This window comes from Bradyrhizobium sp. SZCCHNR1043 (assembly GCF_032489675.1).
In the GTDB taxonomy this organism is placed as follows: domain Bacteria; phylum Pseudomonadota; class Alphaproteobacteria; order Rhizobiales; family Xanthobacteraceae; genus Bradyrhizobium.
On the sequence record NZ_JAUEYN010000008.1, the window covers coordinates 33,740 to 59,873 of the forward strand.

At 65.3% G+C, this 26,134-nt stretch carries 13 protein-coding genes and 2 pseudogenes; 8 read left to right on the forward strand and 7 right to left on the reverse strand.

Annotated features, from left to right (window positions below; translation table 11 throughout):
- Positions 1 to 6: 6 nt before the first annotated feature.
- The 4 genes from QX039_RS15145 to QX039_RS15160 all read right to left on the reverse strand — a co-directional run bounded on the left by QX039_RS15145 (position 7) and on the right by QX039_RS15160 (position 4,771).
- Positions 7 to 1,614 carry an ABC transporter substrate-binding protein gene (locus tag QX039_RS15145; RefSeq protein WP_315774148.1) on the reverse strand — a complete coding sequence of 536 codons (1,608 nt, stop codon included), beginning with the start codon at positions 1,612 to 1,614 and terminating at the stop codon, positions 7 to 9.
- 49 nt (positions 1,615 to 1,663) lie between these two features.
- Complete coding sequence (locus QX039_RS15150) at positions 1,664 to 2,383, reverse strand: HAD-IA family hydrolase (protein WP_315774150.1); 720 nt, start codon at positions 2,381 to 2,383, stop codon at positions 1,664 to 1,666.
- A 158-nt stretch (positions 2,384 to 2,541) separates the two neighbouring features.
- Positions 2,542 to 3,918 (reverse strand): aspartate aminotransferase family protein, encoded by a 1,377-nt coding sequence (locus tag QX039_RS15155; RefSeq protein WP_315774152.1) that lies wholly within the window; start codon positions 3,916 to 3,918, stop codon positions 2,542 to 2,544.
- A 13-nt stretch (positions 3,919 to 3,931) separates the two neighbouring features.
- A complete protein-coding gene (locus QX039_RS15160) occupies positions 3,932 to 4,771 on the reverse strand; it encodes a GNAT family N-acetyltransferase (protein WP_315774153.1) in 840 nt (279 codons plus the stop codon).
- Positions 4,772 to 4,940: 169 nt separating this feature from the next.
- Here QX039_RS15160 and QX039_RS15165 point away from each other — a divergent pair, with 169 nt between their 5' ends.
- A complete protein-coding gene (locus QX039_RS15165; RefSeq protein WP_315774155.1) occupies positions 4,941 to 5,609 on the forward strand; it encodes a haloacid dehalogenase type II in 669 nt (222 codons plus the stop codon).
- A 14-nt stretch (positions 5,610 to 5,623) separates the two neighbouring features.
- Complete coding sequence (locus QX039_RS15170; RefSeq protein ID WP_315774157.1) at positions 5,624 to 6,898, forward strand: FAD-binding oxidoreductase; 1,275 nt, start codon at positions 5,624 to 5,626, stop codon at positions 6,896 to 6,898.
- 21 nt (positions 6,899 to 6,919) lie between these two features.
- Here the strand turns inward: QX039_RS15170 and QX039_RS15175 are convergent, their stop codons facing one another.
- The gene (locus QX039_RS15175) at positions 6,920 to 7,843 is read right to left on the reverse strand and encodes a glyoxylate/hydroxypyruvate reductase A (protein ID WP_315774159.1); all 924 of its coding nucleotides are present in this window, start codon (positions 7,841 to 7,843) and stop codon (positions 6,920 to 6,922) included.
- A 204-nt stretch (positions 7,844 to 8,047) separates the two neighbouring features.
- On the opposite strand from QX039_RS15175, the gene QX039_RS15180 reads away from it, so the two are divergent.
- The 4 genes and pseudogenes from QX039_RS15180 to tnpC form a co-directional block, all read left to right on the forward strand.
- The gene (locus tag QX039_RS15180) at positions 8,048 to 8,944 is read left to right on the forward strand and encodes a GNAT family N-acetyltransferase (protein ID WP_315774161.1); all 897 of its coding nucleotides are present in this window, start codon (positions 8,048 to 8,050) and stop codon (positions 8,942 to 8,944) included.
- An 881-nt stretch (positions 8,945 to 9,825) separates the two neighbouring features.
- Positions 9,826 to 10,722, forward strand: a complete 897-nt coding sequence (gene tnpA, locus QX039_RS15185) for an IS66 family insertion sequence element accessory protein TnpA (protein ID WP_315774163.1) — start codon at positions 9,826 to 9,828, stop codon at positions 10,720 to 10,722.
- Positions 10,719 to 11,072, forward strand: a complete 354-nt coding sequence (tnpB, locus tag QX039_RS15190; protein ID WP_315774164.1) for an IS66 family insertion sequence element accessory protein TnpB — start codon at positions 10,719 to 10,721, stop codon at positions 11,070 to 11,072. The genes tnpA and tnpB overlap by 4 nt, the downstream gene beginning before the upstream one ends.
- A gap of 69 nt (positions 11,073 to 11,141) precedes the next feature.
- Positions 11,142 to 12,642 (forward strand): annotated as a pseudogene (gene tnpC, locus QX039_RS15195) (IS66 family transposase); the annotation flags it as partial.
- Positions 12,643 to 12,666: 24 nt separating this feature from the next.
- Here the strand turns inward: tnpC and QX039_RS15200 are convergent.
- Positions 12,667 to 13,617: pseudogene (locus QX039_RS15200) on the reverse strand (IS110 family transposase); the annotation flags it as partial.
- Positions 13,618 to 14,037: 420 nt separating this feature from the next.
- Here QX039_RS15200 and QX039_RS15205 point away from each other — a divergent pair.
- Together QX039_RS15205 and QX039_RS15210 are read left to right on the forward strand one after the other, a co-directional pair.
- On the forward strand, positions 14,038 to 14,880 hold the full coding sequence (locus tag QX039_RS15205; protein ID WP_315771191.1) for a hypothetical protein: 843 nt from the start codon (positions 14,038 to 14,040) through the stop codon (positions 14,878 to 14,880).
- 87 nt (positions 14,881 to 14,967) lie between these two features.
- On the forward strand, positions 14,968 to 15,183 hold the full coding sequence (locus QX039_RS15210) for a helix-turn-helix transcriptional regulator (RefSeq protein WP_315771189.1): 216 nt from the start codon (positions 14,968 to 14,970) through the stop codon (positions 15,181 to 15,183).
- A gap of 401 nt (positions 15,184 to 15,584) precedes the next feature.
- Here QX039_RS15210 and QX039_RS15215 read toward each other — a convergent pair whose 3' ends face one another.
- On the reverse strand, positions 15,585 to 26,129 hold the full coding sequence (locus QX039_RS15215; RefSeq protein ID WP_315737658.1) for a LysM domain-containing protein: 10,545 nt from the start codon (positions 26,127 to 26,129) through the stop codon (positions 15,585 to 15,587).
- Positions 26,130 to 26,134 lie beyond the last annotated feature (5 nt).

Sequence of the window (26,134 nt, forward strand, 5' to 3'; positions counted from 1 at the left end):
CGGCATTCACGAATCGAGCCAGACGTACTCGGCGAAGGCATATCCCATCATGCCGCCGAGCGGGCTCGGCTCCAAGCCCTTCAGCTTGGACGAGGTGGCATCGATGTTGGAGATGTAGGCCGGAATGATGGTGCCCGCCTCCTCCGCGATCATCGCCTGCATCTCGGCATACATCTGCTTGCGCTTGGCCTGGTCGAGCAGGCCGCGCGCCTCGAGCATCATCTTGTCGAACTTCTCGGACTTGAAGCGGCTCTCGTTCCACGGCGCCTCGGAGGCATAGAGCAGCGAGAACAGAATGTCCGGCGTCGGGCGCGGATTGATGTTGCCGAAATGCATCGGCGCCTTCAGCCAATAGTTGTCCCAATAGCCGTCAGAGGGAACGCGCTGCACGTCCAGCGTCAGGCCGATCGCCGCCGCCGAGGCCTGGATCACCATGGCCATCTCGATCGCCGAGTTCGCCGCTTCCGAGGTAACGACCGGGATCGACGTGCCAAGCACGCCGGCCTTCTGGAACAGCGATTTCGCCTTGTCGGGATCGAACGCCTTCGGCTTGAGGTCGGCGTTGTGGAAGAAATTCGCTGGCGAGACCGGCTGGTCGTTGCCGACGACGCCGAAGCCGCGCAGCACCGATTTGACGATCTGCTCGCGGTTGACCAGGTGCTTCATGCCATCGATGAAGTCCTTCTTGTTGCCGGGCGCCATGTCGAGGCGGATGTTGAGGTCGGTATAGTTGCCGGTCGTCGACTTCGACAGCGCGATCCCCTCCTTGCCCTCGATGAGCCGGAGCGAGCGGGGATTGACGCTGGCGGCGAGCTGGATGTCGCCGGACAGCAGCGCATTGACGCGCGCATTCTCTTCCGTGATCGCGATGAACTCGATCTGGTCGAGATAGGGACCGTCCTTGAAATAGTTCTTGTTGCGCACGCCAATGGAGCGGACGCCCGGCTCGAACGCCTCGCGGACGAAGGCGCCGGTGCCGTTGCCCTTCGAGAAATCGGTGGTGCCGTCGGCGACGATCATGAAATGATGCAGCGCCAGGATCATCGGCAGGTCCGCATTCGGGCTCGCCAACGTGATCTCGACGGTGGTCTTGTCGACGGCCTTGAAGCCGGTCATCTGCGCCGCGATCTTGGCCACCTTGGAGCCGGTGGCCTTGTCGAGGTGCCGCTTCAGCGAGAACACGACGTCGTCGGCCGTCAGCGGCTTGCCGTCGTGGAAGGTGACACCCTTCTTGAGCTTCACGGTCCAGGTCTGCGCGTCCTGTGATTCGATGGATTCCGCGAGCTCCATCTGCGCCGCGCCGTTCTTGTCCAGCGTCGTCAGCCGATTGTAGAACGAACAGCAGCGGACATAGTCGGTCGAGAACGACGCCTTAGCCGGATCGAGCGTATCGGCGGTCGAGGTCGACCAGCCCGCCGCCTTGATCGAGCCGCCCTTTTTCGGCGTCGCCGCGAATGCGCGCTCGGCGCGGCCAAGGAGGGTGCTGCCGGCCGCGAGCGCGACGCCATTGGCGAACATCATCTTCAGGAGATCCCGGCGCGAGGCGCCACGCCGGATCGCCGCCTCGACCAGCACATCGTCACTCGGAGTCCAGTTGGTGATCCCGTTACTCATGTCATCCTTCCCCTGTTTCGATCCGGCAGAATGAATTGTCAGTCGCCCCTCATGCGGCAGGCACCTGGTCCACCACGTCGGCCAGTTCGGCCATGGAGTGGAAGTGGAAATCAGGCTTGGTGAACGATGCCGGCGCGATGGTGCCGCCATAGCCCTGCTTGTCGTGGCGCCGCTCGATCCAGCAATTGGTGATCCCGAGCTGCCGGGAGATGCCGATGTCGTGATACTGGCTCTGCGCGACGTGCAGGATCTCAGACTTGGAGCCGCCGTCACGCGCAACGAAACCGAGCACCTGGGTGAAGAAGGCGGGATCCGGCTTCTCCGTCCCGGTGTCGTCGACGGTGAAGGTCGCGTAGAACGGCGAGCCCAGCTCGCGTTCGAAATGATCCAGCGCCCAGCGCCGCGCATTGGTCATCGCGATCAGCTTGTAGCGCCTGGCGAGATGCGCCATCGCAGCGATACTGTCGGGAAAGGCTTTCCAACGTCCAGCGGAGTCGCGGAAACGCTCGCCGAGCGCAGTCTGCCTGGGCAGGCCGAGTTGCGGCGCAATGACGTCATAGACCCGCACGAGATCATCGGGAAAGCGATCTGCGTCAGCGGCGTAGCGTGCGGCGCGATACAGGCTGAGCGCCTGCTCGCCGTCGATCACCCTGCCAGATTCAGCCGCGATTTCGCCGAGGCTGGCGACGATCCCGCCTTCGAAGTCGATCAGCGTGCCCACCACGTCGAAGGTCAGAAACCTGAATTGGGCGAGATCCATGCTGCTCATCCTCCTGGGCTACGTTCCACCCTGTTCGTCCCAGTGTGAAGCGGCGTTCCGGCGGAAACTTCCGAATTGCAGAGAGCCGACGGCAGAAAATTGCGAATAGAAGCACACCTCGACATATCAGCCTTGCTGCACACGCGGCGCTCTGCGTTTGCCCGATTTCACGCCATGGCCTGCCGAACATCCGGGTCAGCCAAGGTCTGGTCGAGCGTTCGCGCGGTGCGTTCGATGATGGCATCGATCTCGGAATCGCTGCAGCACAGCGGCGGCGCGTAGCCGAGCACCCCCGTTGGGAAGGCGCGGATCACGAGCCCATTGGCCCAGGCGCGATCGAAGATGCGGCGCGACGGCTCGGCGCTCGCCGGCAACGGCGTCTTCTTGTCCTTGTCGGTCACGAGCTCGACCGCCGCCAGCAGGCCGCGGCCGCGGACCTCGCCGACGAGCGGATGATCCTGCATTGCGCGCAAGCCGGCCAGCAGCCGCGCACCGGCGCGGCGGCCGTTCTCCAGCAGACCGTTCTCATAGAGATCGAGTACGGCGAGGCCGACGGCCGCGCTCACCGGATGCGCCGAATAGGTGTAGCCGTGCCCCACGGCCGCAGCCCCTGCACCGTCGGCGATGACGCCATAGACGTGATCGGACATCAGCACCGCGCCCATCGGGACATAGCCGGAGGTGAGCCCCTTGGCCACGGTCATGAAGTCCGGGACGATCTCGTCATCGGTGCAGGCGAACAACGGTCCGGTACGGCCGAAGCCCGTGATCACCTCGTCGGCGACGAACAGAATGCCATGCTGCCGGCAGCGCTCGCGCATGGCCTTCATCCAGCCGTCGGGCGGCACCAGCACGCCACCGGAGCCCTGGATCGGCTCGGCGTAGAACGCCGCCACCCGCTCCGGCCCGCCGATCTCGGCGATCTTCGCCTCGAGCGCCGCGAGCGAGGCCGCGATGACTGCATCGGGATCGCTGCCGACTGGATTGCGATAGGCATAGTGTGACGGGATCTTGTGCTGCCAGTTCAGCGGCACGCCGAAATTGGCGTGGAAGGCCGGCAGTGCCGTGAGCCCGGCACCGACGGTCGACGAACCGTGATAGCCCTGCTGCAGCGTGATGAACTGATCGCGCTGCGGCTGCCCCCTCGCGTGCCAATAATAGTGGATGAAGCGCACCGTGCTGTCGACGGCGTCCGAGCCACCGAGCGTGAAGTAGACGTGATTGAGATCGCCCGGCGCACGCTCGGCGAGCGCAGCCGCGAGCCGGATCGCGGGCTCCGAGGCAAGGCTGAAATAGCCGGTGGCATAGGGCAGCTCGCGCATCTGCCGCGCCGCCGCCTCGACAATGCTCTCATGGCCATAGCCGGCATTGACGCACCACAGACCGGCGAAGCCGTCGACCAGCTGATGGCCCGAGGCATCGGTGACGATCGCGCCCTTGGCCGATTTCAGGACCCGCGCGCCTGCGGCCTCGTGTCCGCGATAGGACGCGACCGGATGCACCAGATGAGCGCGATCGAGTTCGATGAGCGAGTTGCTGAGCATGATGATCTCCGGTTCAGCCGAACGCCTGGCTGGCCAAGGCAAACGAGGTCAGGGACGGCTGCGCCCCGTCCTGCGCGGGGCGATGCATGACGATGCCGCCGCCGACGTGAGCGAGACCGAGGCTGGTCAGCCACGGCGCAAGGCCGGTCGCGATGCCGGTGTCGACGCGGATGAATTCCCCCTGTCGCCCCGAGAGAAAATGCGCGACGAGCGCCTTGGCGTCCTCGAGATTGAAAGCAACCACGGGGCCGATCACGAGGCCACGGCCGAAGCGGCGCAGCGCGGCGAACCCCGCCGCCCCGCCCTGCCGCTCTAACACCGCGAACTTGCCGACGGATGCGATATGGACGATCAGCTCACGGCGATCCGCGCCAAAGGCCGTGTTGTCGAGCGCGATCATGACGGCGATGTCATCCGGCGTGGCAGCGCGCACGGCGCCGGGCTGCGCCACCGCCTCGGCAAGATGCCCCTGATGCTGCACGATCTCGCCGCTGCGGCGGAAGCCGAGCTTCTCATAGAGTGGCAGCCCATCTTCGGTCGCGACGAGCTGCAGCCGCCGCTCGCCGGCCAGCGACAGCGCCTGCTGCATCAGGCGCCGTCCGAGCCCCCGCCCCCGCTCCGCCTCATCCACGATGACCATGTTGATGGTGCCGGCGCCACTGCCATAGGGCGTCACCAGCACGGTGCCGATCACGCGGCCATCCGCGGCGACCGCCACGCAGCCTCTGCTCAGCGCGAGCGCCATCTGCCAGTCCTCGCGGCGATGCGGCCAGCGGACCTGCTGCGACAGCCGCATCGCGGCGTCCAGGTGCTCACCGCTGAAAGCGATCAAGCTTGCGGCGTCGGGCATCATGTCATGCACTCCCGTGTCGACGGGAGTCTGGGCGAGCGGCGCCCGGCAGATCGTCTGAAGGCGATCGCGCCGACAACATCTTCCGCCGCAGAACCACGGCAAAGCCGCATCTTATGCTGGCGCGCCGGCCTATCATCGGAGGCCGAGACCACGACCGGCATGAGGATCCATGAGCCGCTTTCGCCCCAAATATGTGACCTTCGACTGCCACGGCACGCTGATCAATTTCGAGATGGCCGAGGCCGCGCGCGATCTCTACGGCGCAATCCTCTCGGAGCCGGCGATGACCGCGTTCGTCAAGGCGTTCTCGGCCTACCGCCTCGACGAAATCCTCGGCGCGTGGAAGCCCTATGCCGAGGTCGTCAGCAATGCGCTGGCGCGCAGCTGCCGCAGGATCGGCATCCCCTTCAAGCCTGCCGATGCCGAGTTCGTGTATCAGCGCGTGCCGACCTGGGGCCCGCATCCGGACGTGCCTGCGGGCCTCGCCAAGGTGGCCAAGGAGATTCCGCTGGTCATCCTCTCCAACGCCATGAACGAGCAGATCCCTTCCAACGTCGCCAGGCTCGGCGCCCCGTTCCATGCCGTGTTCACCGCGGAACAGGCGCAGGCCTACAAGCCGCGGATGCGCGCCTTCGAATACATGTTCGACATGCTCGGCTGCGGCCCGGAGGACGTCACGCACTGCTCGTCCTCGTTCCGCTACGACCTGATGACCGCGCACGATCTCGGCATCACGAGCAAAGTCTGGGTCAACCGCGGCCACGAGCCGGCCAATCCGTATTACGGCTATACCGAGATCAAGACCATTGCCGAGCTGCCCGGCGTGTTCGGCCTGTAAGCGGAGTGTCCGCGATGAAATATGTCTCCTACTGGCGCGACACGGCGACCGCGTTTGCCGGCGGCCATAGCGGGCCCGTCGAGGGGCACTACGACGTCGCCGTGATCGGCGGCGGCTTCACCGGTCTCGGCGCCGCGCTGCAGCTCGCCAAGGCCGGCGCCAGGGTCATCGTGCTCGAAGCGGATCAGGTCGGCTCCGGCGCGTCGGGCCGCAATGGCGGACACCTCAACAACGGGCTGGCGCACAGCTATCCGGCCGCGAAGGCCGAGCTCGGCACCGAGCGCGCGATCGCTCTCTACAAGGCGTTCGACGAGTCGATCGACACGCTGGAGCGGCTGATTGCGGAGGAGAGCATCGCCTGCGACTTCCGCCGCTCCGGCAAGCTCAAGCTGGCTTCCAAGCCCGGCCATTTCGAGGGAATCGCGCAGAACTTCGAAGCGATCCACCGTGAGGTCGACCCGGACACCGCGCTGCTGTCGCCGGCCGAGCTCAAGTCCGAGATCGGCTCGCCCTTTCACGGCGGCATGCTGTTCAAGAAGAGCGCGATGATGCACATGGGCTGCTTCGCCGCGGGCCTCGCGACGGCGGCCGGCCGCCGTGGCGCCGTCATCGTCGAGCAGGCCGCCGTCACCGAGCGGGTGCAGGACGCCAGGGGATTTCGCCTCGGCACACCCAAGGGCACGGTGAGCGCCGAGCAGGTGCTGCTCGCCACCGGCGCCACCACGCCATCGAGCTTCAGCTATTTCCGCCGCCGCATCATCGCCGTCGGGAGCTTCATCATCGCGACGCGGCCGCTGACGGCGGCCGAAGCGGCGTCGGTGCTGCCGGGCCACCGCACCTATGTCAACTCGATGAACATCGGCAACTACTTCCGCCTGTCGCCGGACAACCGCCTGATCTTCGGCGGCCGCGCGCGCTTCTCCGCGACATCGGATCAGCAGTCCGACGAAAGGAGCGGCGCGATCCTGCGCGCCGCGATGGAGCGGATGTTCCCGCAGCTCGCCGGCATCGACATCGACTATTGCTGGGGCGGCCTCGTCGACATGACCGCGGATCGTTATCCCCGCGCCGGCCGCCAGGACGGGCTGTGGTACGCGATGGGCTATTCCGGCCACGGCGCGCAGCTCTCGACCCATCTCGGCATGATCATGGCCGATGCGATGCTCGGCCGGCCCGACCGCAACCCGATGAGGGACGCCGGCTGGCCGGTCGTGCCCGGCCATTACGGCAAGCCCTGGTTCCTGCCGTTCGTCGGCGCCTACTACAAGACGCTGGACTGGATTCACTGAGCCGTGGCCGCGCGCAGGTCCTCAGTAGCCGCGGCTGCGGTCGACGAGACCGACCGGATCGAGGCCGGCGCGATGCCGCTTGATGTTCTCGGCCACGGCGCGCGCCGCGGTTTCCGGCTGCGTGACGCTGGCGACATGCGGGGTGATCAGGACGCGCGGATGCCGCCACAGCGGATGATCGGCCGGCAGCGGCTCCGGATCGGTCACGTCCAGCACGGCGCCGGCGAGATGCCCGCTGTCGAGCGCGGCGAGCAGCGCCGCCTGGTCGAGCTGCGCGCCGCGGCCGGTCTGCACCAGCGCGGCCCCTCGCGGCAGCCTGGCGAGCAGCTCGGCATTCAGCAGGCCGCGCGTCTGCTCCGTGAGCGGCAGCAGGCAGATCAAGATGTCGGTCGCCGCCAGCATTGCATCGAGGCCTTCGGCGCCATGATAGGTGGTCACCGCGTCGATGGCACGCGGGCTGCGGCTCCAGCCCGACAGCGGAAAGCCGAACGGCTTCAGCCGCTCCAGCACCGCCTGCCCGAGCATGCCGAGACCCAGCACGCCGATGCGCCGCTCATGCGCCTGCGGCTGCGGGACGGCGCGCCATTGCTGCTGCCGCTGCTGATCGAGATAGACGGGCCAGTTCCGATGCAGCGCCAGCATGGCCAGCGTGACGTATTCCTGCATCATCCTGACGATGCCGTCCTCGATCATGCGGACGATCTTGACGGGCGATGGCACCGACGCAGCGTCGAACTGGTCGATGCCGGCGCCGATCGAGAACAGGATCTCGAGATTGCCGTACGCTCCGAGGTCCGGCGGCGTCAGCCAGGTGATCATGTAGCGGACATTATCGGCATCGACCTTCGCCGGATCGATCTCGAACGGCAGATCCGGAATCTCCCGCGCGAGCACCTCGCGGAAGATCGCGCCGCGCCTCGCGTCCGAATTGAATAGAAAGGTCATGACAGTCATCTCCGGCGGCGTGGGCGGGTCGTCATGTCCGAGCTGCGTCCCGAGGCGGTCATGCTAGTCGCGCCGGGCACGTATTCCGTGCCGAATGCGGATGAGAATTGAGTGGAATGTTGCGCGGATCTGTCGGAAAAATATCTGCGAGGACGTCCGGCGCCGGCAGTGCGGCCGCTTGCGGCAACCGACAGGAAGACGAGCATGGATGATCCCAGCGTCGAATCTCGCGCCGTCGACGTGTTCGAGATGCGCCTCGTCGACATCGGCACGGTCGATGTCGCGCAGCTCGTGGCGCTGTCGGTGTCGGTGCGCTGGCCGCATCGGGCTGAGGACTGGCAGATGATGCGCGGCCTGGGGCGAGGCGTCGTGGCTCTCGACGAGATCGGCCGCATCTGCGGATCGGCGATGTGGTTTCCCTACACCGAGAGCGTCGCAGCCGTCGGCATGGTCATCACCTCGCCGCGCCTGCAGGCGCTCGGCACCGGCCATTGGCTGATGACGCGCGTGATCGCGGCCTGCGGCGAACGTAGCCTGCGACTGAACGCGACCCACGCCGCCTACCGGCTGTACCGCTCGCTCGACTTCAAGCGGGACAAGACCCTGTTCCAATGTCAAGGGCGCGCCAACGGCGCCGCCGCGGCCGCGGTCGACGGCCGTGATGTCCGGCAGCTGAGCGAGCGCGACCTGTCCCTGGTGATCGAAGCCGACGCGCGCGCCTACGGCGCGGCGAGGACCGGGCTGATCACGGCCTTGCTCCGGCAATCGACCGGCACCGGCCTGGTGCGATCCGGACGGCTCGCCGCCTTCGCGCTGTGCCGGCGGTTCGGACGCGGCCACGTCATCGGACCGGTGGCGGCCGCATCCGATGCAGATGCGATCGCAGTGGTCGCGCCCCACGTCGCCGCCCATGCGCGCCAGTTCCTGCGGATCGACACGTACAGCGGGGGCGACGCCTTCCGCGCCTTCATCGCCAGCGCCGGCCTCGCCCTGTACGACACTGTCACCACGATGTCGCTGCGATGCGGCGTCAACGACGCCAGCCCGCGCACCGCCGATGCGCCAACAAGCTACGCCGTGGTCAGCCAGGCCTTCGGCTAGCGAGCGCCGGTGCCAAGCCGCAGAGCTTGCGCACGGCTCCGCTGCCCTCGCAGGCCCCTTGGCCGCGCGCACCCCGGCGCATATGATGCGCCGACCGACCGTTGATGATGTCGACATGCAGCGCTGGTCACAGGCCCTTATCGAGGAGTCCGCCATTCGGCCGGATGCAGGGTCCATGCGACACGTCTGACATCGTTTATGCGGAGACAGGTCGCCGATTGGTGGGGTCAGCATCTATCTCTGCACAAGCGGCCGCGATGAGGACGCCAGCGGCCGGCTGAAGAACGCCCTGGATAACTCAACGATGATGAATGTTCCGATCCAAACACTCCACCGTGGCATTCCGTCATCCGCCGAGTCCGAACGGGTCTGAGTGTCAGGCACCTGGCTTCTGGTTAGAGCGACCAGGATCGAAGGTCGATGCGACCACGCATCAGGTCGACGACAGCAGTGGCGACACTGCCTGAGGAGGCTTCGAGGAACCGGCCGAGATTTGCTCCCCGGCGTGGGGACGCCAGGCATTTGGCACGGGCTCTGAGTCACGTTGCCGCGATGCGATTCATCTGCGGACGAGCATGCTGCGTTGGCAGTTCCCGCGCTAGCCGCGGAACTGATCCGAGCCTTTTCGCTGGAATTCGCTAAACTACGACTAGTGCCGAATTGATCTTTGAATCTGCCAGCAAAAAGCTCAATCGCGGCTCGCCGACCGACCGAACGGCACGGTTGAACACAAGCCATGTCAATGGCTTGGTGTTCAACCGGCGAGCCGCTTTTATCTTGCCGCTTTAATCGGCCGGATGTAACCGTCCGGTCTCTGCACGCCTTCCCCCTCGTGTGTTATCGTTCCATTTCGAGTTCTCTGCTGCTGTGGAGAATCTCCGGTGGGATCCAAACATTTCGAGAACAGAGCGCGCCGCGAATGGTGGTCGCTGCACATCGAAGCGTGGCGTCGCAGCGGTCTCGGGATCCGCAAATACTGCCAGCAACAACGTCTGACCGAGAACACTCTGCGCCGTTGGCTGAAGCGGCTGGCCGGCGACGAGACTGCGCTTAAGCTCGAGAAATATCAGACGGAATTGCGCCGTGAGCGCGCCCGGGAAGAGCGAGAAAAGGCGCTCCGAAAGCAGAAGCAGCGCAGGTTCACGGTCACCTCGGATGTGCGCAATCGGGCGTCCCAGGCATTCTGGGCGATGCATGTCGAGGCACTGAACTGGAGCGGAATGGAGCTCCGCTCCTACGCCGCGGCGATGCAGCTGTCGCCGCATTCGCTGCGCAAATGGCGCGACCGACTGGCCGCCGGCGAGGTGACGATCGACTGGCGCGGCCATCTTCATCCCTCCGCCCGTCCAGCCGTTAGCACTAGTGCTAGGAACTCACAGCCCGAACGCCGCTTGACAGCCGCCGAGATCGGCGATCCGGCCGCGCCCAAAACGCCGGCCCGGCGCTTCTTCAGCGACGAGGAGAAGCTCGCAATTGCCAGGGAAGCCGAGCTGCCGGGCGCCAAGGTCTCTGCCGTTGCGCGCAAGCATGGGATCGTCACCGGACTGCTGTTCCGCTGGCGCGCGCAGTTCGGCATCGCGCAAAAGAAGCGCTCCAAACTCGCCCATATTGTGCTGCCCGACGACATGCCCGCTGCACGCGCCCTGCGCGATCTCGTGCGTCCACCAGAGGGCATGATGGCTGTCGACCTCGCTGACGGACGGCGTGTCTTCGCTCCCGCCGACAGCGATCCGGATGCGGTGCGGGCGCAGATCGAAAGCGGAGAGACAGCATCATGATGTTCGTTCCTGCAGGCGTGAAGGTGCACTTGGCGCTCGGCTACACCGACATGCGCAAAGGCATGGATGGGCTCGCAATGCTGGTGCAGGACACGCTGAAGACGGATCCGTTCTCCGGTCATCTGTTTGCCTTCCGCGGCAAAAAGGCATCGATCCTGAAGGTCCTGTTCTGGGACGGAAACGGGCTTTGTCTGTTCACTAAACGCATCGACCAGGGTGGCTTCGTGTGGCCAGTGATGGCGGGCTATGACGGCTCGATCACGCTCACGCCGGCGCAACTCGCGATGCTGATCGAAGGCATCGACTGGCGCGCGCCAGAACGCGTATGGAAGCCTGCGATTGCAGGATGATCTGCAAAAGCCGGTGTTGAACTGAGTTGCGATTCTTCTACGAATCAGCGTGTTCGAGTACCATCGGACATGCAGCTCGATCTCACCAATCTCCCCTCCGATCCTGAGCTTCTGCAGCGCCTGGTGCGCGACATTGCCGCTGCGATCGACCATCGCGACACCGAGATCGAGCGGCTCAAATCCATCATCAGACAGCTGCAGCGAATGCAGTTCGGCCGCAGCTCCGAGCGCATCGATCCCGATGCTTGCGCTCGGTCTTGAGGATCTCGACAGCGACATCGGCCGCGTCGAGGAAGCGCAGCCGAAGATCACACCGGAAGCCAACTCTTCGCCGCGACGCCGTCCGCTGCCCGATCATCTGCCGAGCGAAGACGTTATGCTTGACGTGCAAGACCAGGTCTGTGGCTGCTGTGGCGGCACTCTCCATCTGATCGGCGAGAGCGTCAGCGAGATGCTGGATTGGGTACCAGCTCAGCTTCGCGTCGTGCGCACAACCAGACCCAAATACGCCTGCCGAGCCTGCAGCAAGGTGGTGCAAGCCGGCGCGCCGGAACGGCTGATCGCTGGCGGCCTGGCGACACCGGCGCTGCTCTCGCACGTGTTGATCGCCAAATACTGCGATCATCTTCCGCTCTATCGGCAGTCGCAGATCTTCGACCGTCACGGCGTCGCTCTCTGCCGCTCGACGCTCGCTGGTTGGGTTGGCGGCGCATGCTGGTGGCTCAAGGCCTTGCACGAACGGCTGTGCAAGAACGCGTTCGCCTCCAACCATCTCTTTGCCGATGACACGCCGATCCCGGTGCTTGATCCTAGACGCGGACGAACCAAGACAGGACGGCTCTGGGTGTACGCGCGCGAGCAACGGCCCTGGAGCGGACCCGAACCTCCGGCGGCAATCTATCTGTTCGCGCCGGATCGCAAAGCCGAACGTTCAGTCGCACATCTGGCCGCCTTCGAGGGGATCCTGCATGTCGACGGATACGCTGGCTTCGAGCAATTGGCCGACAAGGAGGGCATCACGCTCGCGGCGTGTTGGAGCCACTCGCGACGCAAGTTCTACGATGTGGCCGAAGCCACCGCGTCTCCCGTGGCAACAGAAGCCCTGCGTCGGATCGGCGAGCTCTATGCCATCGAGGCGCGCATCCGCGGCCAATCGCCTGACTACCGTCTTGCCGAACGCAGGACCTTCTCCAAGCCGATCGTCGATGCCCTGAACGTCTGGCTCGATACACAGCTCCGCCTGGTCTCCGGCCGCAGCACGCTTGCCGAGGCGATCCGCTATGCGCTCTCGCGGTGGCATGGCCTGACACGCTTCCTGAACGACGGCCGAGTTGAGCTCGATACCAATCCGGTCGAGCGCGCAATCCGCCCCGTCACCCTCGGCCGCAAGAACCACCTGTTCGCCGGCAGCGACGGCGGCGGCCATCGATGGGCAGTGGTCAGCTCGCTGATCACGACGTGCAAGCTGAACAACGTCGAGCCCTACGCCTATCTGCGGGACATCCTGCAGCAGATGGTCGACGGCCATCCCGTCAACCGCCTCGACGAATTGCTGCCGTGGAGCTGGAAACTGGCTGATCATGTCAAGACCGCTGACGGCCTGATCGCCGCAATACACCGTGCCGTCGCACCACATCGCGTGCATGATCACCGCCAGTTTGCGCGCCACCGCGACCACCGCCTTGCGGTGTCCAGAGCGCTTGGCGACGGCCAGTCCCCTGGTCTTGACCTTGTCCCGACGCTTGAAGCGCGTCAGCAACGCGCTCGCCGCCTCGTAGAGCGCGCGCCGCACATCGGCATCGCCCGCCTTGCTGATTGCGCCCTGCACATCGATCGAGGTGCCCGACTGCCAGTGCCGCGACGTCAGGCCAAAATACGCCGCGACGTCGCGAGAGCGCCGAAAGCGCGACGGATCGTCAATCGCCGTCATGAAGCTCAGCGCGGCGATCGGCCCGACGCCTGGAGTCTGCATGAAGCGCCGGCACAGCTCGTGTCCGGCGACCAGCTTGACGACCAGGCCATGCAGCCGACAGTACTCCTTCCACCGCGCCGCGCGTGCATTGAGCATGGCATCGATCAGCTCGCTGATTAGCGCGTCGCCGGCCACCGCGTCACGCACGGCCTGCGCAAACCCGCCGCGGCCGACGCGGTTGAGCCGGATGCGAACCGCCTTCAGCGAGTGCCGGATCGCGTTCTCGAGATCGAGGAATTTGCGTTTGAGATTGCGCCGGTGCGTCAAGAGCAGCCGCAGCCGGTAGCACGGCGCGGTCTTGATATGCGCGCGCCGGAACCAGCCGGTGCGCATGATGTGCGCAATGCCGAGCGCGTCCGCACGGTCGATCTTGTTGCGCTGCGCCTAGAGCGCGGCGCGCACATGCTGGGTCTCCAGGCAGATCGCCGGCAGGCCGCGACGGAGCAATTCTGGATGCAGCCACGGCGACAGCGCGCCCGCCTCGTGGCCGACCCGCCTGAGGCGGCCGAGATACGGCGACAGTGCTCCCTTGAGCGCGTCCGGGTCGGTCATCACCGCGACCTCCAAAAGCATTTCCCATCCGACGGGCGCATGCCTGGCCGGCGATCAGCCGCGGCTTGTGCTGCATGGCCGCGACCTGGGCGTGAGTGAAGTGCGTCGGAAGCACTTCGAGCAGCCGAGGCGCCGAGTAGTTCATGTTCTCGGTTATCTCAAGACCCGCGTTGCACTCCTCCGAAAACTGCGCCATCGCATGCGCGATCAGCAGCCGTGTGGTCAGTCCGTATTTGGGGAACACGCGAGGCGCGGCCGAAACCGTGCCGGCGATCAGGCCAGGGACGTTGCTGTCGCCATGGGGCCACAGCTTCGGGAGCGTGGACGCAAACGAAGAGAGCACGGCGGCGTCGAGCGCCGCCCATGTGAGATCGGTCATGGACTTCCTTGTTCGGCTTTAGGTTGCGGTGTAAGATCGGTACCCGCAGTGGGAGGACTGATATGGGAATGAACTTGGATGCGATTATCTATCTGCAGCGGAGTGAGTTCTTGTCTTCAGCCAAGAACAGGGTGCTCGATATCGGGCCGCAGACGATCTACAACGCCAGGACAGATCAGATCCGGGAAATCGTTGAACGCCAGGACTGCCCGCCGCCTGACATATCCGTGGTCGAACGGCTCGTTTATTTTTCGCATCCACGCCCAGAAGAGCGAACCACGATGCTCTCGGAGATTACCGACCTGACCAACATTCGGTACGAGGCGATCGACGTCTGTCCCGGTCTCAAGAACACACATATTCTGGACCTCAACTTCGACAAGTTGCCGAGATCAGCCAGGAAAACCTTCGACGTTGTTCTCAACTTCGGCACGACTGAGCACATCTTCAATCAGTGGCGTTGTTTCGAGTTGATCCACGATGCTCTCAAGGTCGGCGGCGTCGCCTATCATCAACTTCCGGCCAGCGGCTACATGGACCACGGCTATTTCTGCTACACGCCCCTGTTCTTCAACGACCTCGCGCGTGCTAACGGGTACGAGATCAAATATCTCGTCGTGACCCACGCCGGCGAAAGCCGGATAGATGATCTCAAGATTTGCTCGCTCGCAGGCGAGACAATCCTCAAGCCACCCGGACCACTTGGCGAGAACAACCGGGTCCCTGCGCTCAACATTCACGTCATCATGCGCAAGACGATCGACGCTCCGTTTCGGGTCGGACTGGAAATCGCCACTGCACATTCGGCTCCCGACAGCCGGGTTCTTGAGCGGTACACAACGGCTGGGCGCACGCGGATTGCTCCGCTGCTGTTCGAACGTTTGAGTAGAATAATTATGGGTTAGTCAATATTCGATTGCCGAGCAATCGATACTGCTGAGAGTGGCAAGACCGCTGCCGCCGCCCAACAGTCAGCAGGAGGCGGCGCGGCCGTGCGCGAACTAGATCGGATCATTCGCTTAAAGACCGTCCTCACCCGGACGGAACTGCCCCGCTCCACCGTCTACCGCAAGATCGCCGAGGGGACATTCCCGGCTCAGCTCAAGATCAGCAGCAACGGGACCGGGTGGCATCAGTCCGAGATCAACCGGTGGATCTCAAATCCAGTCGGGTGGGCTCCGAAAAGCAAATCTGATAGCGGTTGGTGAGGAACAGACGCTCCGTGGTCGTGGTTCCTTTGCAATGATTGATGCAGGCGGAGCCCTCCTTCAGGCTCAGGCTGATCTGCCATAAGTTGCAGGCTTCTGGCCTATGCCCCTCGCATGGTTCAATTCACTGTATTCGATGCACCTCGGCGTACGGAGTCGAGGTAAGAACTTGTTGATAACCGCGCGACTAGTGACCTGTCCCTTGATCCGTCCCCCTCATTACAACGGCGCAAAATACTGTACAATAATCAATCTATTAGGAATAGATTTCGAATCTCTCCGAGCGCGCCAGCCATCACCCGACCCAGCACTCGACCCTTGAGCCCGTACCACCCGACGCTGCGGGCGGCATGTCCAGATGATCTCCGGCGACGGCCGCAGTTTCGATGCCGGTACCGCCTTCAGGCGCTCGCGACGTCGTGAGTGAGCCGGCCGACCTGGATCAACGGCTGCGTCGCATCGCCGACGCCACCGAAGACCTTCAGCTCGATCTCGACGCGGGCATGGCCCGACGTCGTTGGCTTGGTCGTCGCCCGCCACGTATCGATCATCTGCGCGAACGGGGCCACGAAGGGCGGCTTCACGCCCGGATCGACCGCTGACGGGGTCGGCGTCAGCAGGTTGATCGGCAGCCGTACGCGCGGGATCGCCGGCTGGCCGGCTACGACCTCGTAGCTGTACATGCCCTGCATCGCGACCTCGTCGCTGGTGCTGCCATTGCCGTCAGCATAGAGTCCCGCGAAGAACTTGGTCAGGCGCGCGTCGAGGTCGCCGGAGGCGCCCGACATTGCGTCGAGCGAGAACGCCGTGTAGTTCAGCTGCGGGACCACCGTGGACGCGAAACGGACCTCGGGCGTCTGGAACAGGAATGCCGGATTGGTGCTGGTGGTCTTGAGATCTGCCAGCGGGAACAGCGCGAGATTGCGCTGCACGAACACCGACGCCCAGCCGCTCTGGTACAGCAGCACATCGAGCGGAGCGATCGACACCGTCCGCGCCGGCAGCCCGCGCGCCTCCGCTTCGCGGAGATAGACCGTCTTGCCGTCGACCTGACGCGTATAGACGTAGGCGATCTCTACACCAGGGGGGAGTTCCGCCGGAGGCACGGCTTGGGCCGTATAGAGCTCGGGCGCGATGATTGCGATCACGGGCGCCGGAAGCGTGGTGGTGCCGTTCGAGATCGTATTGGCCGCCGCATTCCAGCTCGCCGCCACGCCATCGATGGTGATGTTGACGAGATTGGTGCGCGCGTGCCCGTCGCTGGTGCTGTCGAGCGTCGACATAAACTTCACGATCACATGCGCCGGTGCGACCGCCAGCCTTGCAGGCCCGACCGTCTCCCGCGCATAGGCATCCGCGATCTGCCTGGTCTCAAGGGCAAAGGCAGCGGTCGCCTTGCGCGCGGCGGCCAGCGTCGCCGGATCCGGCTCGGCGCCATCGATGCCGACCAGATACTGGTTGAGGTCGCGCAGGATCGCCGGATAGTTGGTGACGAATTGCGCGAGCGCGGTGAACAGGTCGGGCTCGCCGCTCAACTTGGCCGAGCCGCGCAGCGTCGGCTCGGTCGGCCGGTTGAACTCCATCGTGCAGGACACTGCGTCGGCTGCCGCCTGCTGATAGAGATAGTCGAACGAATAACCCCAGGCGTTCAGCTTCGATGGATCGGTCGTGCCCTCGCCGGTGAGCTGCCGCGCCTGCTGCGCGGAGACCGTCGGCGGCGTCGGCAGATCGCGGTTGACCACCGGAATGTTGGTGACCTGCGTGCCCAGCGGATAGCTGAACGGCCCATTGACGAAGGCGAGCCATCGCGAATCGACATAGCCGTCGATACCGGGGACAGTCCGCCGCTCGAACTCGAGATGGGTGAGCGAGAGCGTGAGCTCGAGCGGCACATAGGCCTGGTCGACGACATTCTTGGTGGCGAACACGAAGGCCAGCCGCGGATCGTACCAGGTCTTGCTGGCGGAATCGTACACCTCGCCGAGCGGAATGCGCGTCGGGGTGAGCGTGAAATTCTGATTGTCCGCGACGCCCTTGATGCTGCCGCCCGGCTGACCGTAGAGGTTCGGCGGACCGGCCGGGTTGCTGTCACCTCCGCCGGTCACCTCGGTCAATCCGAACACGACGGCCGCACCGGCGCGATAGGCTGCGCCGAGCTGATTGAGCAGCTGCTGGCGCAGCTTCTCGCTGGCGGCGAATCCGGTTGAAGGATCGCCCGCGCTGGTCGACAGCACCGGCAGCGTCTTCAGGCCGATCGTATCGGCCAGGGATTCCTTGGCCGACAGCACGCTTCCCAGCGAACCGTCCTTGAGCGGATCGGTCACGCCGTCAATCCGGTCGAGGATGAAGGCGTGCGGCGCGTAGTCAGCCGACAGGAACTGATCGATTGCATCCAGCGCGCTCTGGAACCACTGGTTCAGGTCGACGCCGTCGAGATGCAGCGTGTCGGTGTCGCCGCTGTCATAGCGCGTGATCGTCGCATCGCCGCTGGCCAGCGCCTTGGCGATCGGCTTCGGCGCGAAATAGCTCGCTGACGTGCCCAGCTTGAAATGGATGCCCTGCCCTGCCGCCTTGCCGAAGCGCACCGCCCAGAGCTGCTGAGCGCCGTCGGCCGCATCCTCGCCGTCGCGGGACAGCCCCTGCCCGACCTTGAGATACCAGTCGGCAGTGGCGAACACGGCCTCGACCGCTTTGCTGAAGACCGTATAGGACACATTGCCGTCGCCATCGGCACGCGGCAGGATCGCCGCGGCCACGCCGCTGCCGCCCTGCAACGCCGCCACCGCCGGATCGACCAGCAGCGGATTGCGGCTGAACGCGAGTGTTACATCCAGCTCGAGGATGTTGCCGGCGGCGATCGCATTGACGTCGACCGGAAGCGACAGGGTCACAGCCGGGGCTGCGGGCACCTGGCCGCGCGTCACGAGCTTCAGATACAGCACGCAGGCGCGCACATAGCCGCGAATGATGTCCGCCTGCGGGTCGCTGAGGTCCACATCGGGCTTGGCCATCAGCGAATTCGATAGCCGCATTGCCACCGCGTTGCCGGAGACGCCCGGCACATGCACGGCGACATCGGCCGAATAGTCCTGATGCAGCTGATAATAGATCCGGGTGTAGAGCGAGAGATCGTCGGCGGCCCGGGCCGCGCCGTCCGGCCCAGCATAGGCGGCGGCGTTGAGGGAAAGAGCGAGCTTGAACGCGGCACCGGCCGTGCCGTCATAGCTGTAGCTGGCGTTGGTATTGATCCAGGACCCCAGCCCGATCAGCTCGTCGCGATACAGCATCGGCACCGCCGCACCGTTGAGCGCGCCGCGGTACCCTTGCGGCGGTGCCTCGAACGGCGTCACCGTGGTGTTGCCGAAGATGTCGCGCCATTGCAGCGCGACCTGCGCCATGGTGCCGACGCCGAGATAGGGGTTGGCTGCCTTCGGCGGCAGATCCGGATCAGACGGGTCCGGCGCGGCGTTGACCAGCGCGAACTGCGCGCCGATGCCGATCGATTGGCGATAGTCGAAATCGGCGAGGGCAACCTGCGCCAACCGGTTGCCGCGCGTCCGCGCCGAGCGCGCATGGCTCTCGAACGCGCCGGACTGATCGTCGTCATGGTCCTGAGGACCGAACGGCATGCCCAGCGGAGTAGCCTTGTAGAAGACGTTGCCCGCGAGCCCCGCGGCCAGCGAGGTGTAGAGCTGATACATTGTCTTCTTGGCAAAGTCCGGCGCCGCTGGATCGTCCGGCGGCAGGCCGAGATTGTCGCGCGTCAACGAGAACCCGATGTTCTGCGGCGGCAGCTGGTCGCGCAGCGAGAACAGCTGCGGGTCGAGATCGAGCACGGCATTGACCGGGAACAGTCCGGGCGCTGCGCTGGCGCCACGGGCGATCAGGTCGACATCCAACCCGTAATAGGCGGCCATGCTGGCAAAGCTCATCCCGGGCGCGGCGGAGGAACTGACCTGATAGGTCAGCGGCGGGATGTAGAAGACGGCCGCGAGCGCAACAGCGACTTGCGGATTGAACGCGGCGATGTCCTGGCCGCTGATGGAGTGGATGGCGCCGGCAGAGAACAGCCTGGCGAGCTTGTCGAGGGTGGCCTGCGCGTCGATGGACCCGCCGGCACCGCGGACCAGATCCGCGTCGGTCAGTTGGCGCACCGCGCCCACGATCGGCACCAGCGCGCCCGCGGCGAGCGGCTTGGTCGCGTTGACCTCGGCGATCCGCCCGGGCCCAGGGCCGTAGGTCGCCGCGAGCGCATCGAGCGATGCCCCCGCCGCAACCGGCGCCGTCTGGCCTGTCGAGGCGAGCGACACCGTCTGTACCAGATCGCTCTGCGGATCGACGGCGTCGGTTGTCACGAAGGCGTTGACGAAATCGGGAAGCGTGGTGCCGAACGACTCGCTGCCTTTCGTAGCGAACGTCACGACCACCGTCACTACGCCCGAGCCGGAGGAATCGAAGACGGCGGCCGGCAAGCCCTCGCCGCTTTCGACGTTCTCGTAATAGAGATAGTAGCCGCCGCTGCGGACCGTGCTGAGCTCCCACATCAGGCGGATGAACTGCGCCGGGGAGTTGGCAATGCCGCGCGGCGGAGCGTCCTCGGTAGCCAGCGTCAGCCGGAGCGCCGCCGCCGGATTGGTCTCGGTCGAGAGGTTGGTCTGGGTGATGAAGGCGAGGAAGTTGGCATCCGCAGGCGTCACCAGCATCGGCGCGCCGGGTCCAGACTGGTTGTAGAGCAGGAAGACGGCGGAGGCGATGCCTTCGCCCAGGGCGTCCATGGCGGTCAGGATGCGCTGCAGTCGCACCGCATCCTCCGAGCTGGGGCCAACCAACTCATAGACGAACGGCAGCGACGGCGCGGACGCCGGACCGCTCGGCAGATCGCCTGCGCCCACGCCCTGCGCGGCCAGCGCCGCCGCGTCGGGCAGACGCTTGATCTGAACGTCGAGCCGCGTGCACCAGGCCCAACGTGCGATGTCGGCATAGTCGGTGCGTCCCGTAGCAGGATTGCTGCGGCCGGTCTGCGGCTGGAATTTCGGCAGCAGCGCGTAGGTCGAACGAAGATCCGGCATGACGGCGCGGATCGACTGCTCCCGCGTGGCGACCAGATTGGTCTGCGCCGGCGGCAGGCTCCACAGCGTCGGCTGCACCTGCGCGCCGGCATCGGCCGCCGCGGCCACGCCGCTGCGGTTCGTCAGGGCCAACAGGCTCGCGACGGAGCCGCTCGACCAGCGGGCGTAGCCGCTGGCGGTAAACGGCCGCGGCTGGCGCTCGGCGAGCGGCAGCGCCGCGAATGTCGGGCTCGGGACGAAATTGCCCGGCCCCCTGGCCCAGCTGACGACCACATCGAGCGCCGCATAGGCCTGGCTCAGATCAACCTCCATGCTGAGGTCGGTGCCGTCGTTCAGCAAGATGAAATCGAGCGGGACGCCGTGGCTCTGAGTCTCGCGTGCGAAGCCGACCTTGTAGCTCGTGGCAGAACTGGGTGTCGGAAACTGCTGGCCGGTGAGCTGATAGACTCCATAGGCCGACTGCGTCCTCGGATAGAGGAACGCATTGGACAGCGTCAATCCGTCCTGGACCGGCAGCCGCAACCCATAGACCAGGAAGCGCGAGACCATGCCGGCGGTCTGCCCGACCTGACCCGTGGCCGCGATGGCCGACCACAGCGCGCCAACCGACAGAGCCTGAAGATTGGCGACCGTGAGCAGGCCGCGCTCCGCCTGCACGGAGAACAGGCCGGCGACGCCGCGATTGGCGTCCGCAACCGCAACGGCGGTGGTCTGGAAGAGGCTCGCCACCGTCGCCAGCGTATCGGATGACGGGCCGGATGTCCCTGCGGTCTTGTAGGCGATCGGCCAGATCGCGAGCGGCAAGGTCGGCTGCAGCAGACCGGCGACGCCGTAGAGCACGCTCTGTGCAGCGAGCGCGTCGATCGAGATCGCGCCGAGTTGCAGCGCGACGTCGTCGAAACTGTCGCCCTGCCGCGTCACATAGATCTGCTCCTGACCCTGGCTGTTGATGAGCAGCAGGACGACGCCGCCCTGCAGCATGTGGCGGGACCGGTTGGCCACGATCAGGCGGTCTGGCGTCGTGGTCCAGCGCGGAGGCGACGCCGCATCGGAATAGCGGCCAGCGATGCCTTGCAGCGTGTCCCCGCTCTGCACCACATATTCGAGGCCGTCGACATGCAGCGACAGCCCGGCCCCCAAGGCATGATCGACGTTGGGCTGCACGATATCGGCAATCGTCAAGGCATTGCCGGCGATCCCGTTCAGCTCATCCAGGATACCACCGACGTTGCTCGTCGGGGTCAGCGGATAGGCATAGCTCTGCAGCGCGTCGGCCGCGGCCTGGAGCAGTTGGCGCGCGATCAGCGTGAAGGTGTCGACGAACACCAGGGCCGCCATCGACTCCGCCGAGCTCGTATCGGTCTCCGCGGCAAGCCGGCGCGTTTCCTTGTTCTGGGCCTCGATGTTCGCGGCGACCTGCGCGAATATCTTGCTGACCGTGGTCGCGTAGCCGGACGTGGCCGTGGTGTAGGTCTCGAACGCGATCGGGGACGTCTGGCCACCCGACATGCCGGGGACCTGCAGCTTCAATCCGTCGAACACCGGAAACAGCACCGAACCGGCATCGAGCTTGGTCTTCAGCCCCGACGATTGCGCCGTCGCCGGATTGAAGATGTCGAGCGTGAATCCGTCGGCCAGGAACTGCAGCAGGCCCTTGATCGACAGGAACGGATCGGCCGTGTCGGCGAGACGCGCGACATAGGCCTCGAGCTGGGTGAGCGTCACCGACATGGCCAGCGTCTCGCCGAGCTCGGCCGCATCCCCGCTCTCGTTCCCCAGTGCGTCGATGATCCAGGGGAAGTAGACCTCGGCCAGCACGTCGAAGGACGTCTTGGTGGCGGACGGCGCGCTCGCCGCGGCATCCGGCGCGTCCATTGCGAGCAGGAGCACAAATGCCCCCTGGTTCGAGGCTGCGTCGGTGGCTGCCTCCGGAGCAAGCACGGTGTACTGCGCGCCCGCCATCAGCGACAGTCTCGGCTTGTCGCCGGCGGTGGCGGCAAGTCCCATGCGATGAGCGGCGGCCGGCGCCAGCCGCTTCGGCCGCGGCTTCAGGCTGCGCGCCAGCCGCATGGCCGCGTCCGGTCCGCGTGCATGGGCTCGCTGCATCAGCAAGGCATCCGCGCGCGCCCCCTGGACCTCCCACGGCGCCGTACTGGTCTGTCCGATCACGAAGGTCGCGGAGACTTGAGCCGAGAACGACAGGCTGATCGAAATCGAGAACAGGCCGAGGTTGATCTTGACCTTGAGGCTGATCGTCACGCTCGCGCTGGCGATCACTGGAATCTCGCGATAGCTCTCATAGGTGAGCTGGATCGACAGCACAATCTTGACGTTGACCGAGGCCGAAATGATCGCGAAATCGACGCTGCCGTACAGCAGGCCGATGATGCCGACCGTTCCCGACAGCTTGAAATAATAGTCGCTCTGCAGCGCACCGCTGCTGGCGCGCGATGCCAGCGTGCGCGCGGGATTGTAGGGATGCCACGGCGCCACGACGCCTTCGACGATGCCGAACACCGTGAGCGCGAAGCCCGCCTTCAGAGGCCCCTTCTCGAAATTGTAGCCCAGGCCGAGCTGCAGTCCGATGCCGAACTCGATGACGGGATCGAAAGTGCCGAGGTTGGTCTTCGGGATCTTGGTCGATGTCGCATTGGAGAGCTTGCCGATGTAGAAGCCACCGGCGCCCAGCACCGGCACGCCGTACACGATCACCGAGATCGAGAAGGAGCGGCGGAAATCGAGATTGTACGGGAAGCCGATGTCGATGAAGAAATCGCCGTTGGTGTAGACTTTGATCCCGAGCTGCGGCAGCGTGATCGACACCGCGCCGAAATTGAGGTTGCGGATGATGTCCGGGAAGGTGAAATCGATCTGGTAGACGCCGATGTCGTCGGTGATCTTCTTGTAGAGGATGTCGACGACGAGATTGGCGAGCCCGCCCATCTTCTCGCCGGCAAGCGCCAGCCGCAGGCCGTAGAGATTGGGGTCGTTGAACACCAGCATGGCATCGATCGACCAGGCGCCGGCCACTTTCATCAGGCCGAGATGCCCGGCAATGAGCCAGTTGTTCGACTGGTCGTAATAGGGCAGCCCCGGCGCGCCGCCCTCGTCCGCATTGGGATCCACCGGATTCATCTTGCCCGTAGTGCTTGGGACGGACTGCAGCGCGCAGATCACCTCCTTGGTGCTGTTGAAGCTGGAATGGCCGGTGATTCCGATGCGCTGCCCGAGCACCAGCAGGAACAGCTTGAACCATTCCTCGCCCCGGCCGGGCACCGACGGCAGGTTCTGCACGTCCTGCCCCTTGGCGGGATCGAGCAGATTCTTGAATGCCGGATCATCGGCGACGAGCGGGCTCGAGCCCTCGATGGCGAGGGTCACCTTGCCGTCGGTGCCGCGGCGGAAGGTCAGCGCCGTGATGCTGATGAAGCCGAGATTGATCGGGCTCGACAGCTCGTAGCTGGCCGAAAGGCGTTGCGAGAAGCTCTCGCCGCTCTTGAGCGAGACGTTGACACGGAGCGCATCGAGCGAAATCTGGTTGAGCAGGTCCCATGGCGAATCCAGCGTGAAGTAGGGATTGCCGAGCGTACGCACCAGCGCCTGCACCAGCGACCCGATGCTCCAGCCCTTGAGGCTGAAGGTGACCAGCTCCTTGCCGCTCTCCCAATCCGCGCGGAATCCTTCCCACTCGACGAACAGGATGTTGTTGGAGCCCGCCTCCGTCGTCTTGAACTCATAGCCCATCGTGAGCTTGAGGTTGATCGCCGAATAGACCCAGGTTCCCTGCGCGAAGCCGGAGAACTGTTGCTGGGCCGGCTTCTGGCCGTCATAGCTGACGCCGAGCCGCGCCGGATCGATGCCGACGGTCTGATCGCCGAAGGTGAACGTCCAGCTGAAACCGACGGTGATGTCGTAGCTCGTCTTCAGCTCGCCCTGCTCGGCCGGAATGGTCGCGGTGATCGCAAATTCGGAGATTATGAGATCTCCGGGCAGGAAGCTGGGGAATCCATAGGCGCTGCCGGGCGAAAAGAACTGGTTGATCAGTTCCGAGACCTCGAGCGGCTCCTCCAGCGAGGCGGCGAGGTCCCACCGCTTCGGCGTTTCGAACCCGTCATAGGTCACGCTGACCTTGGTGTGCAACGGCCCGACATCGAGGAAGCCTCCGACGCTCGACTTCCATTGCGTCTGCGAGGCGGTCTGCAGCGCGACCACTCGCGAGGTCCGGAGCATCGGCAGCGGCGCCGCGCGCAACAGCGTCGTCGCATTGCCCCCGTCTGGCGTCTGCGTCGGAGTCTGCGCCGCGATTGAGACCGTTCCCTCCCGCACGGCAAGGATCGGCTGGTTGTTGATCTTGAGCAGATTGAGCGTCAGGCTGAAGCCAGCATCGAACTGAAAGCTCTGCGCGCCGTAATCGACCGCGACCGCGATGTCGCCAAGTTCGAAATCGCCGACATTCTCGACGTCGAGCACGACGGCACCGCCGGACAGGGCCGTCAGGAAGTCGCTCAGCTTCGCGGTCCCGGCGAAGGACGCGAAGAACTGCTTCGCGGAGGTGAACTGGACGGTGAACACGCCGTCGCCCTCGCCGTCCGGCCCCTTGAAGACGCTGGGCGCCAGTACGAACTCGGTCGTGAAGTCGTAGGTCTGCTGCCGCTTCGTGCCGTCGAACGGATAGGCCATCGACCATTGCAGCGCGAAGCTCGTGATCTTGAAGTCGAGGACGCCGGTCGGCGGCAGGACCTGCCAGCTCGTATCCTTCGAGCTGCCGATCTCGATCGAGACCGCCGTGATCGTCGGCGAGCGGCCGAGCGTGCCGGCGATCGAGAAGCCGTTGAGACCGACGAAGGCGAGGAACTGCTGCAGCACGTCCGGAGTCGCGGCGAGATAGCCGCCATTGCCGCCCATCACCTCGATCACCGTGGCCGGCGTCAGCGGCGCGCCGCCTTCGACGACCGCGAGCGCCACCGAATAGCTGGTGTCCGCGCCGGGCGTGATCTCGACGTCGAGCTGATAGGAGCCGGTGCTACCGACGTCGAACTGCGAGGAGATCGCGAGCGTCGGCGCCTGATCGCCGGCATCCGGATCGGCGGGATCGGCCAGCACCAGCACGCCATCGACCTCGTTCGCGCCATCGGGCGCGGGAATGGTCAGAGCCAGGCTCGGATCCTTGACCGTGAACTGCGACGCGAGCTTGAATGTGCCGTCCTGAATCGCGGCCCGCAACTGCCCCGGCGGGAACAGCACGGTCTCGCCGTTGAAGATGCCCATGTTGAGCGCGCCGCTCAGCAGCAGATCGCCGGCCGGCGCGGTGAGGCCAGGAAACAGCAGCAGGAACGGCTTGGCGACATCCGGCAGAGCGACCTTGGCAACGAAATTCTGCACCGCGCCGCCGCTCACGGCACGCCCTGCGGAGTCACCATACGGGTAGGTGCCGGTCGCCGTCGAGAACACGAAGCTGACGTTCTTCAGCGTGCCGAACTGATTGAACGGGAAGCCCCCCATGAAGGCGAAGCTGCTGGTCCAGGTCCAGTTCGACGGCGTCGCCTCGGCCTGCACGATCAGTTGGTCGCCGTCCACGGTGAACACGAGCGTGGCCTTCGCGGCCAGCGGGGTCGCGGCGCCGATGAAGGGGATCGTCGCCGACTGCACCGTGAACGCCGTCCCCTCGACCGGGCCGACGTCGGATTTTGCCACCGTCACCTTGAAGTCGGCCGCGGCCTTGAGGAAAAAGGCCTGGCTCAGCCAAGTGTCGTAGTCGGCGGGAACCTTCACGGCGGGATCGGCGAGGCCTGCCGTCAGGAACGCTGCATCGAGCGCGAAGGCGGTGTCGCCGGCGGCGGCCTCGACAGCGGCGCGAAGATTGTCGATAGCGCTCATGAGCC

What these genes read in the sequence shown, in the direction of transcription:
- QX039_RS15145 (WP_315774148.1), bottom strand. Translation starts at nt 1,614, where the DNA reads ATGAGTAACGGGATCACCAACTGGACTCCGAGTGACGATGTGCTGGTC.
- QX039_RS15150 (WP_315774150.1), bottom strand. Translation starts at nt 2,383, where the DNA reads ATGAGCAGCATGGATCTCGCCCAATTCAGGTTTCTGACCTTCGACGTG.
- QX039_RS15155 (WP_315774152.1), bottom strand. Translation starts at nt 3,918, where the DNA reads ATGCTCAGCAACTCGCTCATCGAACTCGATCGCGCTCATCTGGTGCAT.
- QX039_RS15160 (WP_315774153.1), bottom strand. Translation starts at nt 4,771, where the DNA reads ATGATGCCCGACGCCGCAAGCTTGATCGCTTTCAGCGGTGAGCACCTG.
- QX039_RS15165 (WP_315774155.1), top strand. Translation starts at nt 4,941, where the DNA reads ATGAGCCGCTTTCGCCCCAAATATGTGACCTTCGACTGCCACGGCACG.
- QX039_RS15170 (WP_315774157.1), top strand. Translation starts at nt 5,624, where the DNA reads ATGAAATATGTCTCCTACTGGCGCGACACGGCGACCGCGTTTGCCGGC.
- QX039_RS15175 (WP_315774159.1), bottom strand. Translation starts at nt 7,843, where the DNA reads ATGACCTTTCTATTCAATTCGGACGCGAGGCGCGGCGCGATCTTCCGC.
- QX039_RS15180 (WP_315774161.1), top strand. Translation starts at nt 8,048, where the DNA reads ATGGATGATCCCAGCGTCGAATCTCGCGCCGTCGACGTGTTCGAGATG.
- tnpB (WP_315774164.1), top strand. Translation starts at nt 10,719, where the DNA reads ATGATGTTCGTTCCTGCAGGCGTGAAGGTGCACTTGGCGCTCGGCTAC.
- QX039_RS15205 (WP_315771191.1), top strand. Translation starts at nt 14,038, where the DNA reads ATGGGAATGAACTTGGATGCGATTATCTATCTGCAGCGGAGTGAGTTC.
- QX039_RS15215 (WP_315737658.1), bottom strand. Translation starts at nt 26,129, where the DNA reads ATGAGCGCTATCGACAATCTTCGCGCCGCTGTCGAGGCCGCCGCCGGC.